This is a genomic window from Amycolatopsis sp. N2S4-7, assembly GCF_058119595.1.
The window spans coordinates 6351153-6366480 of sequence record NZ_CP172299.1 but is presented as its reverse complement, the minus strand read 5'-3'; the positions used below and the strand labels follow the sequence as shown (position 1 = coordinate 6366480).

17 protein-coding genes are annotated in these 15328 nt (G+C 71.1%); 8 read left to right on the top strand and 9 right to left on the bottom strand.

The window, feature by feature from the left end:
• Positions 1–185: 185 nt before the first annotated feature.
• From ACH54P_RS29965 to ACH54P_RS29935, 7 genes are all read right to left on the bottom strand, one after another.
• A complete protein-coding gene (locus tag ACH54P_RS29965; RefSeq protein WP_489906674.1) occupies positions 186–899 on the bottom strand; it encodes a hypothetical protein in 714 nt (237 codons plus the stop codon).
• A 115-nt stretch (positions 900–1014) separates the two neighbouring features.
• On the bottom strand, positions 1015–2853 hold the full coding sequence (locus ACH54P_RS29960) for a dynamin family protein (protein WP_489906673.1): 1839 nt from the start codon (positions 2851–2853) through the stop codon (positions 1015–1017).
• A complete protein-coding gene (locus ACH54P_RS29955) occupies positions 2850–3239 on the bottom strand; it encodes a nucleotide exchange factor GrpE (RefSeq protein WP_489906672.1) in 390 nt (129 codons plus the stop codon). The genes ACH54P_RS29960 and ACH54P_RS29955 overlap by 4 nt, the downstream gene beginning before the upstream one ends.
• Before the next feature lie 18 nt (positions 3240–3257).
• On the bottom strand, positions 3258–3872 hold the full coding sequence (locus ACH54P_RS29950; protein WP_489906671.1) for a TetR/AcrR family transcriptional regulator: 615 nt from the start codon (positions 3870–3872) through the stop codon (positions 3258–3260).
• Positions 3869–4348: a YqeB family protein gene (locus tag ACH54P_RS29945; protein WP_489906670.1), complete on the bottom strand. Its 480-nt coding sequence runs from the start codon at positions 4346–4348 to the stop codon at positions 3869–3871. The genes ACH54P_RS29950 and ACH54P_RS29945 overlap by 4 nt, the downstream gene beginning before the upstream one ends.
• Positions 4349–4393: 45 nt before the next feature.
• Positions 4394–5041 (bottom strand): hypothetical protein, encoded by a 648-nt coding sequence (locus ACH54P_RS29940; protein ID WP_489906669.1) that lies wholly within the window; start codon positions 5039–5041, stop codon positions 4394–4396.
• Positions 5042–5100: 59 nt separating this feature from the next.
• The gene (locus ACH54P_RS29935; RefSeq protein WP_489916710.1) at positions 5101–6624 is read right to left on the bottom strand and encodes a dynamin family protein; all 1524 of its coding nucleotides are present in this window, start codon (positions 6622–6624) and stop codon (positions 5101–5103) included.
• Positions 6625–6820: 196 nt separating this feature from the next.
• On the opposite strand from ACH54P_RS29935, the gene ACH54P_RS29930 reads away from it, so the two are divergent.
• Both ACH54P_RS29930 and ACH54P_RS29925 read left to right on the top strand, forming a co-directional pair.
• Complete coding sequence (locus ACH54P_RS29930; RefSeq protein WP_489916708.1) at positions 6821–7990, top strand: sensor histidine kinase; 1170 nt, start codon at positions 6821–6823, stop codon at positions 7988–7990.
• Positions 7987–8643 carry a response regulator gene (locus tag ACH54P_RS29925; protein ID WP_489906668.1) on the top strand — a complete coding sequence of 219 codons (657 nt, stop codon included), beginning with the start codon at positions 7987–7989 and terminating at the stop codon, positions 8641–8643. Before ACH54P_RS29930 ends, ACH54P_RS29925 begins: the two co-directional genes overlap by 4 nt.
• 2 nt (positions 8644–8645) lie before the next feature.
• Here the strand turns inward: ACH54P_RS29925 and ACH54P_RS29920 are convergent, their stop codons facing one another.
• Positions 8646–9557 carry an SDR family NAD(P)-dependent oxidoreductase gene (locus tag ACH54P_RS29920; protein ID WP_489906667.1) on the bottom strand — a complete coding sequence of 304 codons (912 nt, stop codon included), beginning with the start codon at positions 9555–9557 and terminating at the stop codon, positions 8646–8648.
• The gene (locus ACH54P_RS29915) at positions 9554–10141 is read right to left on the bottom strand and encodes a TetR/AcrR family transcriptional regulator (RefSeq protein ID WP_489906666.1); all 588 of its coding nucleotides are present in this window, start codon (positions 10139–10141) and stop codon (positions 9554–9556) included. Before ACH54P_RS29915 ends, ACH54P_RS29920 begins: the two co-directional genes overlap by 4 nt.
• A gap of 197 nt (positions 10142–10338) precedes the next feature.
• Between ACH54P_RS29915 and ACH54P_RS29910 the strand changes: the two genes are divergently transcribed.
• The 6 genes from ACH54P_RS29910 (at position 10339) to trmB (ending at position 15295) form a co-directional block, all read left to right on the top strand.
• On the top strand, positions 10339–11277 hold the full coding sequence (locus tag ACH54P_RS29910; protein ID WP_489906665.1) for an ABC transporter ATP-binding protein: 939 nt from the start codon (positions 10339–10341) through the stop codon (positions 11275–11277).
• A gap of 27 nt (positions 11278–11304) precedes the next feature.
• Entirely contained in the window at positions 11305–12054 is a 750-nt protein-coding gene (locus ACH54P_RS29905) for a hypothetical protein (RefSeq protein ID WP_489906664.1), read from the top strand.
• Positions 12055–12162: 108 nt separating this feature from the next.
• A complete protein-coding gene (locus ACH54P_RS29900) occupies positions 12163–13080 on the top strand; it encodes an ABC transporter ATP-binding protein (RefSeq protein WP_489906663.1) in 918 nt (305 codons plus the stop codon).
• Positions 13077–13838, top strand: a complete 762-nt coding sequence (locus ACH54P_RS29895; protein WP_489906662.1) for a hypothetical protein — start codon at positions 13077–13079, stop codon at positions 13836–13838. Before ACH54P_RS29900 ends, ACH54P_RS29895 begins: the two co-directional genes overlap by 4 nt.
• A gap of 176 nt (positions 13839–14014) precedes the next feature.
• Positions 14015–14566 (top strand): hypothetical protein, encoded by a 552-nt coding sequence (locus ACH54P_RS29890; protein ID WP_489916706.1) that lies wholly within the window; start codon positions 14015–14017, stop codon positions 14564–14566.
• A gap of 21 nt (positions 14567–14587) precedes the next feature.
• Entirely contained in the window at positions 14588–15295 is a 708-nt protein-coding gene (trmB, locus tag ACH54P_RS29885) for a tRNA (guanosine(46)-N7)-methyltransferase TrmB (RefSeq protein ID WP_489906661.1), read from the top strand.
• Positions 15296–15328 lie beyond the last annotated feature (33 nt).

The window sequence follows — 15328 nt, the reverse complement described above, 5'->3', positions numbered from 1 at the left end:
AGCTGACGTGTACGTTCTCTCACAAGAACGATAAGGGAATCGATTCAGACGTCACCGGATCGGTGCATTCGGCGAAAATCTTCCGGTGGTCGCCGTCACGACTGTGACCTGGTTGTTTTCATTGAAGACATGAAGAAAGCCCGGGGCAGCTGCCCCGGGCTTTCAAACTGTGACGTGGGTTACGTTCAGTTCGGCGAAATCCACTGGCCGGTGCCGGAGTCGATGCGCGCGACGCCCTCCAGGGTCTGCGTGCCGGCACCGCCCCACTCGGCGTCCGCGGCCGGGTCGCCGAGCTGCTGCTCGCTCCCGGAGTCCATCAGTCCACTGGAGACTTCGGTCCACTGGCCGGGGCCGGAGTGCTCGAACGTCGTGGTCGTGCCGTCGGCGTCGGTCTGCACCGCGATGTCCGCTTCGCCGTCGCCGTCCTTGTCCGTGAAGGCGATGGTGCCACCGCTCTTCGTCTCGACGATGGCGGTGTCGTTGTGCCCGTCGTGGTCGGTGTCGATGGTCGCCACCCCCGCGTCGACCTCACCGTCCGGCAGGTCGGCGTGGATGTGGCCACCGGAGCTGTCGTCCCGGCCGCCGGTGTCGGAGTCGTCGTGGTTGCCGGATGTGCCCGATTCAACCCATTCGCCGCTGGCCTCGTCGTAGACAGCCTGCTCGACGACGTGCCCGGTCTCGTCCAGCACGGCGTACTGGTCGGCTTCGCCGTCGTGGTTCGTGTCGATGAAGGCCTGGGCCGTGCCGTCGTCGTGTTCGATGATCGCGGTGTCGTTGACGCCGTCCTCGTTCACGTCGTAGTTGACCTCGGCCTGGTAATCCTGGCCGTCGACGTGGACGGTCATCGCGTCCGGGCTGCTCGCGTCGGTGTCGCTGCCGCCGCTCTCGTCGACCCACATGGGACTTCCCCCTTTGAACCGGGTAACGCCGTCTCTGACCTGCTGTCTGAGGGTATGACTCACCGTAGGCCCGTTCGGTTCCGCTCCACAACCGGACCACCCGGGTGGTCGGCGGTCAGGCGGTCTTGTCCCGGAGCGCCCGGATGCGGGTCAGGAAGGCCTCGGCGCGCTCGCGGCCGTCGCTGACCTCCTTGAGCCGCTTCGACACGATCGCGATCTTCTTGGCGCGTTCCTGGGCGCCCATCTTGATCGTCTTGTCGACTTCCTTCAGCTCGGCCTCGATGGCGTCGATGCGCCGGCCCAGTGCTTCGTCCAGGGCCATCGACAGCTGCTGCTCGGCCTCGATGAGCTGCTCGGCCACCAGCTGGTCGAGCGTCGAGCGGGCGTCCGCGATGGCCTCGACCAGCCACTGCTTCATGTGCTGCTTGTCCGCCGCGTGCTTGCGGGTGCGGGCCATCCACCAGCCGGCGCCGAGGCCGATGATGATCGTCACGGGCAGCACGACGGGGTTGAGGATCGCGACGCCGGCCAGCGGCAGCGCGGCCACCTTGCCGGCACCGACACCGCCGGAGATGCCCATGAAGACGAGCAGCTTGTCCTCGGCCGTCGGCGGCTTCTTGTCCGGCGGGCGCAGCACGACCGGCGGGCCGCCCGCCCTGGCGAACTGCGCGCGGATGACGTCGAGCTCTTCGGGCGAGAACAGCTCCGACAGCGAGACGTTGGTGACCTGGTTCAGGCGCTGCGAGAGCAGCATCGAGATCCGCTGCGACGTCGTCTGCAGCGCGATGTCGACCTGCTGCGGCAGCGCGGCCAGCTCGTCGCGCTTCGCCGCGTCGATCAGCTGGCGGAAGTGGGTCTGCGCGTCCCGCATCTGCCGGCTGCTTTCGTGCCCGACCTCGACGCGGGTGCGCTGCACCTCGCCGCGCAGCTTCAGCTGCCAGCCCCGGGTCGACGTCCGGCGCTCGGCCTGCAGCTGGTCACGGCGCTCGCGCAGCTGCTCGGCCTCGGCCTCACCCGCGGACAGCGCCCGGCTCTCGGCCTGCAGCTTCGCCTTGAGCTCACCCAGCGCGCTGGACAGCGCGCGCAGCGTGTTCGCCTCGGCGAGCATCGCCGACCGGCCGACGAGCAGCTCCTGCAACGCGGTCTGCACCGCCGCGATGCCGGACTTCTCGCGCAGCATCGCGGCCATCTGCTCGTTGGGCGCCTTCGCCGCGGTCTCGAACATCCGCGCCGACACCGGGTGGAACACCGCGTCGGCGAAGCGGGGCGCGTGCTCGCGCAGCAGCTGCCGGTCGGCCTCCATGACCTCGCGCCAGCCGCGGAACATGTCGACCTTGGTCAGCGCGAACACCACGGTCTCGACGCGCTCTCCGACGTCACGCAGGAACTGCAGCTCGCTGGCGGTGAACGGGGCCGAGGCGTCGACGACGAACAGCAGCGCGGTCGCGCCCGCGGCGGCTTCCTTGGCGAGCTCGCCGTGCATCGAGTCGAGCCCGCCGACGCCCGGGGTGTCGACCAGCGAAAGGCGTTCCAGCAGCGGGACCGGGCCGGTGACCTCGACGTACCGCGGCGGGATCTGGCCGGGCGGCAGTTCGTGCGCGGCGGACACCCAGTGGATCAGCTGGCCGAGGTCGATCGGCACCGGCGCGAGCTGACCGGGGTAGCAGGCCTGCGCACCCCACGCGTCGGCGTGGTCGAACACGAGGTAGGTCGCGGTGGCGACGTCGGCGTCCACAGGGGACAGTCCCGGCCGCGCGAGCAGCGCGTTGACCAGCGAGCTCTTCCCGCGGTTCGTCTCGCCGACGACCACGACGGCCGGCTTCTTCGGCCGGGCCTTCCGGATGTCCTCGACCCACTTGGCCGCGGCCGGGTCGGCGTCGCGGACGACGGTCAGCAGCTGGTCACGGGCCGCCGCGACCTGCGCGGGCAGGCTCGGCGCGGTCGGCGCGCTCACGGGGTCTTCTTCGCGTAGACGGTGACGATCGGGGCTCGCAGCAGCCGGTCGTGGTCGGCGAAGCCGGTGACCTCGGTTTCCGCGACGACGCCGTCGAGCGCGGGGTCGTCGGTCGGGATCGCGCCGCCTGCCTCGTGGCGGGCCGGGTCGAACCGCTCGCCGTCGGGCCGCAGGGCCTGGACGCCGATCGCGGCGAGCCCTTCCTCGAGGCGTTCGACCACACCGCCGCTGCGGGCGCGGTCCAGCGCGTACAGGCACATCTGGATCAACGCCTGGCGATCTGCGAGGGCCCTCTCGAGATCACTTACCTGCTGCTGCAAGGGGTGCACATCGGTGTCCGACGCGGCAGCGCCGCCGTCGGTTCCGTCCTTGCGAAACCACGCCATGACCACAGTTTGGCGGACTCAGGCGCCGGCCGGTGGCGAAACCGGGCGAAGGAACCGGATCAGGATCGTCCGGAGGATCGCTTGTTCGGCGGGCAAATCGAGGCCGGGGTCGAGACTGGCCCGCGAGATCATCGCGTCGATCAGTCCCGCGACCCATCCGGCGGCCGCGCGCGGGGCGACTCCGGGGTCGATCAGCCCGGCCTCGACGGCCCGCTCGACCAGGACCGCCAAGCCATCGCGCAGGGCGCTGTCGTTGCGGTGGATCAGCTGGGCGAACTCGTCGTCGCGGGCGGCCTGCGCGGCGGCTTCCAGCACGATCCGGACGACCCCCGGCTGCGCGACCTGCCCCGCCAGCTCCTCGACGACGTCGAGCAGCGCGGCCAGCGGGTCGCCGGCCTTCGCCGCGGTTTCCAGGCGTTCCGCCGTCTCGGCCGCGTCGTCGGTGAAGATCGCCGTGAACACCGCGCGCTTGCTGGGGAAGTAGTGGAAGAGGCTGCCGGAGCTGATGCCCGCGGCCCGGCAGATGTCCGCGGTCGTCGTCCGCTCGAAGCCCTTTTCCGCGAAGCAGCCCGCGGCGGCGTCGACGATCGCGCGGCGCTTGGCCGCGTGCTTGGCCGGATCGACGGTCCTCATCGTTCGACAGGGGGCTCGTCGTGCCAGGGGTAGCCGTGCTCGGCGAAGGCGGGCGCCAGCTCGTGGTTGCGCAGGTCGGTCTTCTCCCTGGCGATCTCGCGGCCGTCGGTGGTGCGCAGGACGAGCTCCTTGCCGTCGAGGTAGACCGCTTCGAGGTCGGCCTCGATGCGGCGGGTCTTGTCGCCGCGGACCAGGGTGACGCGGGTCGGCGACACCGTGACGACCAGCCGTTCGTGCGCCCAGATCGCGGCGAACACCAGGCCGAGCACCAGCCCGCCGGCGACCGCGGCGAGCGTCGCCCACGGCTGCGGCAGCTTCGTGAGCACCTTGAACACGCCCTGGAACGGGAAGGCGGGCAGGTCGCTGACCCAGGCGGCGATGGCCCAGACACCCACGCCGAGCGCGGCGCCGGCCACCGGGCAACCGATCCAGGACCCGGTGCGCAGCCACGACGGCTCGTCGACGGTCGTCTCCATGCGGTCCATTATCAGACCGCGTGCTCGGTTTATGAAAGGCCGGGGTCAGACCAGTTCGTCGATGACCTCGCGGAGCACGGCCTCCAGGCCGGGCCCGTCCTCGGCGAGCCGGGACGAGACGAGCACCTGGTCCTCGGCCGTGCGCAGCCAGATCGGCCCGGCGACGGAGATCTCGATGACGTTCAGGCGGAAGGGGTACGCGCGCCGCCCCTGCCGCACCTCGGCCTCCCGCACCAGCTGTCCGAGCCGCTCGCCGGCGACGATCTGGCGCCGGTAGAAGCCGGGCGCCCACGGGGTGCCGCCCGCCGGCTCGCCCGAGCCGCGCAGGGCGGGGCCGCGGGCGTTGGCGAAGTGACTGGCCGCGAGCGGCGTGAAGAACTCGACCGCCTGCCGCATCGCCGAGCCCTGGGCGAGCGCGGGCCTGCCGTAGCGGGTGCGCGGGCTGCGGGGGTCCGGGTCTTCGCGGTTGCGGAGGAAGGCCAGCAGGTCGGTCCACCAGTCGGCCCACTGCGCCTGGACGGCCGCACGGTCGATCTCGGGCGGGATGTGCACCGGCACCTGCGGCTCCACCGGCGGCAGCACCTGCCCTTCGGAAACGGACAGTGCCAGGGCGTCACGGATGTACAGCGCGACGTCGATCTCCGTCTCGCTGCTCCAGCCGGCTCGCCAGGATGTCGTGTTTTCTAGGCGCACGTTTTCACAGTACGCGGGAAAGCGGGGTGACCAGCGAAAGTTGGCAAGGAGAAACAAACTCAGCCTTGCGGTTCGCGGACCTGCTGCCAGATCAGGAAGTACGCCCGGTGCACGACGTGCGCGACGCGGCTCTGCGCGGGCGTCGCGCCGAAGGACGCGAAGGACCGCCACCAGCCCGCGCGTTCCAGCGCGTGCGCGGCCAGCTCCGGGCGCGGCGCGCCGGGCTTGCCGAGCTGGGCGCCGATGTCGGCGTTGCTGCCCACCCGCAGCACCTCCTCCGACAGGTCCTCCGGCATGTCGACCGCGCCGGAAGCGACCAGCGTCAGCGCTTCGAGCAGCCGCAGCTGGTGGGCCTCGGGCTTGGCGAGCAGCACCTCGATGGCGTCGTGGACGCGCTGGCGTTCGGCGGGGTCGGCCGAGGCGTGCGCGAGCGCGGTGACCGAGGCGAGGGCGGCGGCCGCCTTGATGCCGTCGGCGCGGGCGGCGAACACCACCGACAGCCGCTGCCGCACCGCTTCCAGGCCGGACGCGTCGAGCAGCGACCGCCGCAACGCGCCCGCCGTGATCTCCGGTTCCTTGCGGATGGCCTCGACCGCGTGCGAGACGCCGAACAGGTCGAGCTTCTCCAGCAGCCGCAGCCGGGTGCCGGCCGGGACGTCGCACTCCCAGCTGGTGAAGATGTCGGCCGAGATCAGCATGGTCTGCAGGACGTCGTCGTCGAGCTCGGCGAGCTGCCGCAGCGCCTCGGCGTCGGCGGAGGTGAAGCCGCCGGATTCGGCGGACTCGGCGATCAGCCCGATCACCGGCAGCACGTCGGCGACGCGCGGCTTCAACGTCGAGGCCTGCTTCTCGGCGAGCATGGTCGCCGCCTTCCAGACGTCGCCGCCGGCGCCCTCGACCGACTCGGGTGCGATCGTGTCGGCCTTGTTGAGCACGGCGATCGCGTTGACCGGGCCCGCCTCCCGGCTCGCGGTGGCGGCGGTGAACGCGGCGAGGGCCTGCTGGTCGTCGGCGCGGACGCCCTGGGTGACGACGTAGAGCACGGCTTCCGCGCCGGCGACGGCGTTGCGCGAAGTGTCGTCGAGCTCGTCCGAGCCCTCTTCGCCGTCCTCGTCCTTGCGGTGTTTCGCGGCGCCGAGGAGCTGCTCGGTGCGGGACACCGAAGCGGCGTCGAGCGAGCCGAGGCCCGGGGTGTCGATCACCGTCATGCCCTGCAGGACGGCGTTGGTCAGGTAGGCCTCGATGTGCGACACCTGGTCGATGTCGACGCCGAGCTCGGCCGGGATCATCCCGTCGGCGGCGAAGGGGAGCACCTGCTTGCGGCCGTCGGTGAAGACGATCTCGACGCGGTCGACCGTGCCGTACTGGAACCGGGTCACCAGCCGGGTGCACTCCCCGATGTCGGTCGGCGCGACCCGGCGCCCGATCAGCGCGTTGACCAGCGTCGACTTGCCCGACTTGATCCGGCCGGCGACGGCCACCTGCAGCGGCGCGCCGAGCCGGCGCAGCACCTCGGCGAACCCGGCCGCGGTGCGCGCGGAGACCTGCGACTGCAGGCGGTGGCACAGGTTGGCCACCGACATCGACAGCGGACCCGCGAGCCGGCCCTGCTCCGGTGACGTCACGGCCCCCAGCCCTCCCCGCCTTCGTACGGACAACCCCGGGGTGAATCGTGCCATGCTCCTCATCCGCAGGTCGCACCGAAGGTGGTACCGGCGACCGACGCGACGGCCCCGGCCCGGCACCTAGTGTTGTGTGGTGCGACGGCTGAGTCTCTGGATGCGTGCCCACCCCATGGCGGGCGACACGGTGCTCGCCGTCCTGCTCGGCCTGTTCGACATGCTGCTGTTCGTCGCGGACGGCCTGGCCGACGTCTCGGAGCTGCCGCCCTGGTACGTCGCCGTGCCGGTGAACATCGCGATGGTCGCGCCGCTGGTGTTCCGGCGGAAGTCGCCGCTGTGGTCGGCCTACGTCGTGCTGGTGATCAGCATCGTGCACGCGACGCTGCTGCTCGGCATCGGCAGCGTCGCCGGGCTGGCGATGAGCATCTACTCGGTCGTCGTCTACGCCGGGCGGCGGCAGGGGCTGGTGTACGTCGGCGCGGTCGTGGTCGCCTCGGTCGTGCAGCTGGCGCTGGACCCCGGCCAGGACGAGCTCGTCCTTTCGGGGGTGTTCCTGGCGTTCGGCATCGCCCTGTGCTGGACCCTCGGCGAGTTCGTCGGGGCCCGGCGCGCCTACGACGTGGAAGTGGAGGCCAGGTTGCACCTGCTCGAGACCGAACGGGACCAGGCCACCCGGATCGCGGTGGCGGAGGAGCGGGGGCGGATCGCGCGCGAGCTGCACGACGTCGTCGCGCACGCGGTGAGCGTCATGGTGGTGCAGGCCGACGGCGCGTCCTACGCGATCGAGAGCAACCCCGAGCTCGCCCGGCGGGCCCTGCAAACGATTTCCGAGACCGGCCGCGGGGCGCTGGGCGAGCTGCGGCGCCTGCTCGACGTGCTCCGCAGCGACGACGCCGACGGCGAACCCCGCGTGCCCCAGCCGGACGCGCACGCCCTCGCCGACCTCGCCGAGCGGATGCGCGCGGCGGGCGTGCCGGTGGAGCTGGACATCGGCGACCTCGGCGAACTGCCGGCCGGTGTCTCGCTGGGCGTGTACCGGATCGTGCAGGAGTCACTGACCAACACGCTCAAGCACGCCGGGCGCGGCGCGACCGCGGCCGTGCGGGTGCACCGCACCGGCGACCTGGTGGAGGTGCTGGTGTCCGACGACGGCGCCGGCCGCGTCCGGCAGCTGACCCCGGCGCGGGACCCGCGCCTGCCGGGCGGGAACGGGCTGATCGGCATGCGCGAGCGTGCGCACGTGTACGGCGGGACGCTGGAAGTGGGTCCCGCTCCGGGCGGTGGGTGGCAGGTCCGCGCGGCCCTGCCGGTTAGGTTGGACAAGTGATCCGTGTGGTGGTCGTCGACAACCAGGAACTGATGCGCGTCGGGTTCCGGATGGTGCTCGGCGCGCAGGCCGACATCGACGTCGTCGGCGAGGCGGGCGACGGCGCCCAGGCCATCAAGCTGGCCGACGAACTGCGCCCCGACGTCGTGCTGATGGACGTCCGGATGCCGGTGCTCGACGGCGTCGAGGCCACGAAGCGGATCGTTGCCGCCGGCACCGCGCGCGTGCTGGTGATGACGACGTTCGACCTCGACGAGTACGTCTACGCGGCGCTGCAGGGCGGCGCGAGCGGGTTCCTGCTCAAGGACACCCAGCCCGACCACCTCGTGTCGGCGCTGCGGGCGGTCGCTTCGGGCGACGCGGTGGTCTCGCCGTCGGTGACCCGGCGGCTGCTCGACCGCTTCGTCGGTTCGGGCGGCTCGCCGATGCGGGACACCGCCGAGCTGGACGTGCTGACCGACCGCGAGCGCGAGGTGCTCGTGCTGATCGCCAAGGGCATGTCGAACCTGGAGATCGCGGAGGCGCTGTTCCTCTCCGAGGCGACGGTGAAGACGCACGTCGGGCGCATCCTGGCGAAGCTGGACCTGCGGGACCGGGTGCAGGCGGTGGTGCTGGCCTACGAAACCGGCCTCGCCCGCCCCGGCCTCGCCTGAAATCAGCGGAAGCCCTCCGGTGGCGTGGTCGCCGGGTCCTTGCCCGCGTGGCGGACTTCGGTGAGCCAGCGGCCGAAGTCCGGGCGGTCGCCGTCGATGTCGGTGTAGCCGTACTCCTTCATCAGCGTCCACGACGCCAGCGTCTGCCCCGCGAAGCGGGCGACGTCCTGGTCCTGCGCCAAAGCCGCGACGCCGCGGGCCAGCAGATAAGGCGTCTCGGAGATCTTGAAGTCGACCGGCGCGAGCTTGCCGACCGCGTCGCGCCAGTTCTCCTCGGTGACCTCGAAGTGGTCGAGCATCGACTCCGAGCGCAGGAAGCCCGGCGTGACGGCCAGTCCGACGCAGCCGTTCTTCTCGAGCTCCACGCCCAGCGCCCGGCCGAGCGCGCGGATGCCGCACTTGGCCAGGTAGTACGGCAGGCCCGCGCCGACGTAGTCGTCGTTGTCGCCGTCGGTCACCTCGAGCACGAGGCCGCGGCGCGCGACCACCAGCGGCAGCAGCTTGTGCAGCGCGATCAGGTGCGTGTCGAGCGCGTTGTGCGTCAGGTTGAGCGCGTCCTCCAGGGGTGTCTCCCAGAACGGCGCGTCGAAGTGGAAGTACATGTCGCCGCCCCAGACGTCGTCGACCAGGATGTCGATTCCATCCACTTCGGACTCGATGCGGACCTTCAAAGCGTCCACATCGGACTGCGAGGTGAAGTCGCAGCGGACGACGACGGCCTTGCCGCCCGCCGCCTCCACCAGTTCGCCCGTCTCTTCGATGGTCTCCGGGCGTTTCATCGGTGACGTCGTTTCGCGCGTCGTGCGGCCGGTGACGTACACCGTCGCGCCCGCGCGGCCCAGCTCCACCGCGATCGCCCGCCCGCAGCCCCGGGTCGCCCCGGTGACCACGGCGACCTTGCCCGCCAAGCTCATGAACCCTCCCGTCCCCGCCACGCGGACAGCACCGCGTCGACGTCTTCCGCCAGCCGGTCGGCCAGCCGCCCGTGCGGCCGGATCGACCAGTCGATCGACACTCCGTTGATCACGCCGAGCACCGCGCGCGCCGCCCGCGGCACGCTGGGCGCGTGGGGCAGCGCAGGCGCCGCGGCCCGCACGAGCCGTCGCAGCTCGTCCTCGACCGCCGTGAAGTGCTCGCCCAGCAGCGACCGCAGCACGGGATCGCCGATGTCCACGCCGAGCTGCCCCAGGTGGTTCGCGGCCTCCTCGGCGTCGCCGAGCACCGCGTAGACCGACACCGCCGCGGCACGCAGGCCGTCGACCGGGTCGTCCGCCCGCTCGGCGCACTCCCGCATCTGCTCGACCGCCCGCTGCGTGGCCCGCCGGCTCATGGCCTGCAGCAGACCGCTCTTCGAGCCGAACCGCTGCGCGACCGTGCCGACCGAGACGTTCGCCTCCGAAGCCACCTGCGCCAGCGTGAAACCCGGGCCGCAGCGGCCGATCACGGTCTCCGCCGCGGCCAGCAACCGCTCGTCGGTGATGCTCCTCGGCCGGGCCACCCCATTATTGAACCACAGTTCATTAATAACGGCGAATCAGGGTCGGCTCAGGGTCATCACCGATCGCGCATCGGCCGAAAAGCCAGCAAGGTACTACTCAGGTAGGGGGAGCGGTTAGGCCTGCAGGGTGACGCGCGAACCGCCCCCGACCCGCGACGATGAACGCGTCGTAAGCGAGGGGCGGAAGAGGAGCAGTCATGATCGAGGCAACCGGCCTCACCAAGCGGTACGGAAAGACACTGGCGGTGAACAACCTGTCGTTCTCCGTGGCCGCGGGCCAGGTCACCGGCTTCCTCGGCCCGAACGGGGCGGGCAAGTCCACCACCATGCGGATGATCCTGGGCCTGGACAACCCGACGGGCGGCCAGGTCACCATCGGGGGCAAGAAGTACCACCAACTCAAGGAACCGCTGCGCACCGTCGGGGCGCTGCTCGACGCGAAGTGGGTGCACCCGAACCGCTCGGCGCGCGCCCACCTGCAGTGGATGGCGAAGTCCAACCGCATCTCCACCGCCCGTGTCGACGAGGTGCTCGAGACGGTCGGCCTGACCAGCGTCGCGGGCAAGCGCGCCGGCGGGTTCTCGCTCGGCATGTCGCAGCGGCTCGGCATCGCGGCCGCCCTGCTCGGCGACCCCGAGGTGCTGCTGTTCGACGAGCCGGTGAACGGCCTCGACCCCGAGGGCATCCTCTGGATCCGGAAGTTCATGCACCGGCTGGCCGAGGAGGGCCGCACCGTCTTCGTCTCCTCGCACCTGCTTTCGGAGATGGCGCTGACCGCGAGCAACCTCGTGGTGATCGGGCGCGGCCAGCTGATCTCGCAGTCGTCCACCGAAGACTTCGTCTCCCGCGCGGCGGAGAACACCGTCAAGGTCCGCTCGCCGCAGCTGGCCGAGCTCCGGGACGCCCTGCAGCGCGCGAGCGCCGGTGTCGCCGAGGAGGCGAACGCGCTCGTGGTGTCCGGAATGGACAGCGACAAGATCGGCGAGATCGCCGCGGCCAACCGGATCGTGCTGCACGAGCTGAGCCCGCAGACCGGCTCGCTGGAGCAGGCGTTCATGCAGATCACCGGCGACTCCGTCGAGTACCACACCGGTCTCGACGCCGAGGCGCAGCACGTGCTCGAGTCCGCCAAGTAACCGAAGACCTCCGGGGAAACCAAGATCATGAACCTGCTCGCGGTCGAACGCATCAAGCTGTTCAGCACCCGCTCGCCGTGGTGGTGCGCGCTCATCACCCTGGCCCTGACCATCGGCTTCGCCGCCATCATCGCCGGCGCCACGCCTGCCGACTCGCCCGTCGCGCTGTCCGCCACGCAGTTCGGCGGCTCCCAGTTCGGCATCGCCGTCGTCATGGTGCTCGCCGCGCTCGCGGTGACCACCGAATACCGCTTCAACACGATCCGCACGACGTTCCAGGCGGTGCCGCACCGCTCGCCGGCCCTGATCGCCAAGGCCGTCGTCGTCGCACTGGTGGCGCTGGTGATCGGCGAGATCGGCGCGTTCGGCGCGCTGGGCCTCGCCATGCTGATGCGGCCGGACGACCACCTCGGCCTGCACACCTCGCAGGACTGGATGAACGTCGCCGGGCTCGGGCCGGTGTTCGCGCTCAGCGCCGTGCTGGCCGTCGCGCTCGGCGTCCTGATCCGGCACAGCGCCGGTGCCATCGCCCTGCTGCTCATCTACTACTTGGCCGTAGAGGAGCTCGTGCAGCTGATCCCGAAGATCGGCTCCCACATCCACGAGTGGCTGCCGTTCAACGTCGCGAACAAGTTCCTGCGCGGCTCGGCGGTCGTCGACGGCCCGGCGCCGTCGGACTCGCCGCTGAGCCCGGGCTGGGCGCTGGCCTACTTCGCGGGTGTCGCCATCGTGTTCCTGCTCGTCGCGCTCGGGGTCGCGAAGAAGCGGGACGCATAAGGGGGAAACAGGGGGAACAGGGGAAACACCGGATCCGGGTCGCGCTGTCGGGGGGCGACCCGGATCCGGTGTTTCGCAGTAGGCTCCCCGTGACGGACGGGGGAGCGGATGATCGAAGCGACCGCACTGACCAAGAAGTACGGCGCCACCACGGCGGTCAACGAACTGACGTTCACCGCCCGGTCGGGCCGCGTCACCGGCTTCCTCGGCCCGAACGGCGCCGGCAAGTCCACGACGATGCGGCTGATCCTCGGCCTCGACACCCCCGACGCGGGCACGGTGCTCGTCGACGGCGTCCCGTACCGGCAGCTGAAAGATCCACTCCGGACGGTCGGCGCGATGCTGGACGCCACCTGGCGCCACCCCGGCCGCAGCGGCGGCGACCACCTGCGCTGGCTGGCCGCGACCAACGGCATCCCCGACAAGCGCGTCGAAGAGGTGCTCGCGCTGGTCGGGTTGACGAGCGTCGCCAAGACGCGCGTCCTGCAGTACTCGCTCGGGATGCAGCAGCGGCTCGGGATCGCGGCCGCGATGCTGGGCGACCCCCGCGTCCTGCTGTTCGACGAGCCGGTGAACGGCCTCGACCCCGAGGGCATGGCCTGGATCCGGCAGCTGCTGCACGCGCTGGCCGCCGAGGGCCGGACCGTGTTCGTCTCCAGCCACCTGCTGCCCGAGATGGCGCAGACCGCGCAGGACCTGGTCGTGATCGGCCGGGGACGGCTGATCTACCAGGGCACGATGGAGGAGTTCGTGGCCCGGACGAGCGAACACGGCGTGCGGGTGCGCACCCCGCACGCCGACGAGCTGCGGGCCGCGCTCACCGGGCAGGCGGAGTTCACCGAAGCCGGCGGTGCGTTCGTGGTGTCCGGAATGGACAGTGACCGGATCGGGCAGCTCGCCTTCGACGCCGGCGCGACCCTGCACGAGCTGAGCCCGATCACCGGCTCGCTCGAGCAGGCCTACCTCGACCTCACCCGCGAAGCCGTCGAGTTCCCCGCCGCGTCCGCTCCGGAGGCCGTCCAGTGACCACGACGACGAACCTGCTCCGCGCCGAGCGCATCAAGCTCTTCAGCACCCGGGCGCCGTGGTGGTGCCTGGCGATCGCGCTCCTCGCGCCGCTCGGCTTCACCGCGCTGTTCTTCGCGCTGGCCGGGCCGGAGATCCCGGCGACCGTCGGCAACACCCAGCTCGCGAGCGGCAACGGCCGGACCGTGCTGCTCGTGCTGGCGATCCTCGCGACCGCGTCGGAGTTCAACTGGGGCACGATGCGGCTGACGTTCCAGGCCGTCCCGAGCCGGGTGCCCGCCCTGCTGGCGAAGGTGGCGGTCGTCGGCGCGGTCGGGGCCGTGCTCGGGCTGGTCGTCGGCTTCGGCTCGTGGGGGCTGGCGTCGCTGGTGCAGCCGGACGCCGATCTCGCGCTGCACTCGGCCGCGGACTGGCGGTCGGTGCTCGGGCAGAGCCTGGTCTTCCTGCTCTCCGCCGTGGCCGGCGTCGGCGTCGCCCTGCTGCTGCGCAGCGTCGCCTTCGCCCTGACGGCGGTGCTCGTCTGGACACAGCTGCTCGAAGGCCTGGTGGTTTTCATCCCCGGCGCGGGCAGGCACATTTACCAGTGGATGCCGTTCCACGCCGCCGACGAGTTCGTCGGGGCGGGCGGGTTCGCCGCGGGGCCGTTGCAGCTGCCGTCGGCGCCGCTGGGCCCGTGGGGCTACCTCGGTTACTTCGCGGCGATCAGCGTTGCACTGTTCGTGGCCGGGGTGTTCGTCACGGCACAGCGCGACGCCTGAGCGTGACCGGCGTCTCAATACCTCAAAAAACTCTGTTAAGAGAAGATGAAGAGGCTGTGGCTTCTCTCACAGCCACCGGACATAATGCTATGACCAGGCAATATTCGTAAGTGAGCGAACCGGACCCGTCTGAGCTCCCCTGGAGGTGATCCTTGACGGTGGACACCGGTCAAGAATTGGGCAGCACGATTCCCCGAGCCCGCGTCGAAGACGACGCTCCCCGGCTCGAACCGATGTTGGACCTCGAATGGTCGCGGGCGATCGAACTCCCGCAGGCCGCCATGACCGCGACGACACCCGCGGAACTCCGCCGCGCCTGGGTGCACCGCGCACCCGAAGACAGCGTCCTGGCGCTGTTCCGCGCTTCGGCCGGGATGGCGGGACCGATCCCCGCGCCGTGGTGGCTGCGCGCGATGGCGGACGGCAAGCTCGATTCGCGGGAACAGGGTTTCCGCGTCGAGGACCGGATCGCGCAACTGCTCGGCAGGCGGCCGGGCTGGGAATTCGTCCCGTGGGCCGCGGACGGCGAATCCGGCTACTGGGAGTTCATGCCGTCCGAACGCGGGAAATCGGGACACGCGATTCCCACGACGGTGATGAACACCGACCGGCACGCCGGCTGGATCGACGTCCTGCCCGCCCACAGCGGACGGACGCCGGACCCGATCGCGGTCGCCGGGCTGGCGGGGCTGCGGTCTCGGCTCGGGGAGTTCGAGGCCGTCCGGTAACCACCGGTAACCTGCATCCTCGTGGAAAACGAGGACCAGCCCCGGCTGCGCAGCGTCGTCAGCTACGTCAAACGCGGTGGCCGCATGACCGTCGGCCAGCAGCGAGCGTGGGACGACCTCTGGCCGCGGCTGGGCCGCACGGTGGGCGAGCTGCCCGCCGGGAAGCTGGACTTCGGCGCGTGGTTCGGCCGCGAGGCGCCGGTGCTGGTCGAGATCGGCTCCGGCATGGGCGAGACGACGTCGCAGCTGGCCGCCGCGGCGCCGGAGCTGAACTACGTCGCCGTCGAGGTCTACGAGCCGGGCCTCGGCCAGCTGATGCTGCGCGCCGAAAAGCTGGGCGTCGAGAACCTGCGGCTGCTGCACGGTGACGCAGTCGTGCTGCTGACCGAGCACGTCGAGCCGGACTCGCTGCACGGCGTCCGGCTGTTCTTCCCGGACCCGTGGCCGAAGAAGAAGCACCACAAGCGGCGGATCGTGTCGCCGTCGTTCGCCGCGCTCGTGGCTTCGCGGCTCGCGCCCGGCGGCACGTTCCACATGGCGACCGACTGGGAGAACTACGCCGAGCAGATGCTGGAGGTCTGTTCCGCGGAGCCCGCGCTGCGCAACCGGTACGCGGACGAGCCGGGCGGCTGGGCGCCGCGGCCGGAGTGGCGGCCGGTGACCAAGTTCGAGCAGCGCGCGGACGTCGAGGGCCGCGTCTCGCACGACCTGATCTTCGAGAGGCGCTGAAGGGGACCCTCTCCGGATCCCCTGCGGAGAAAG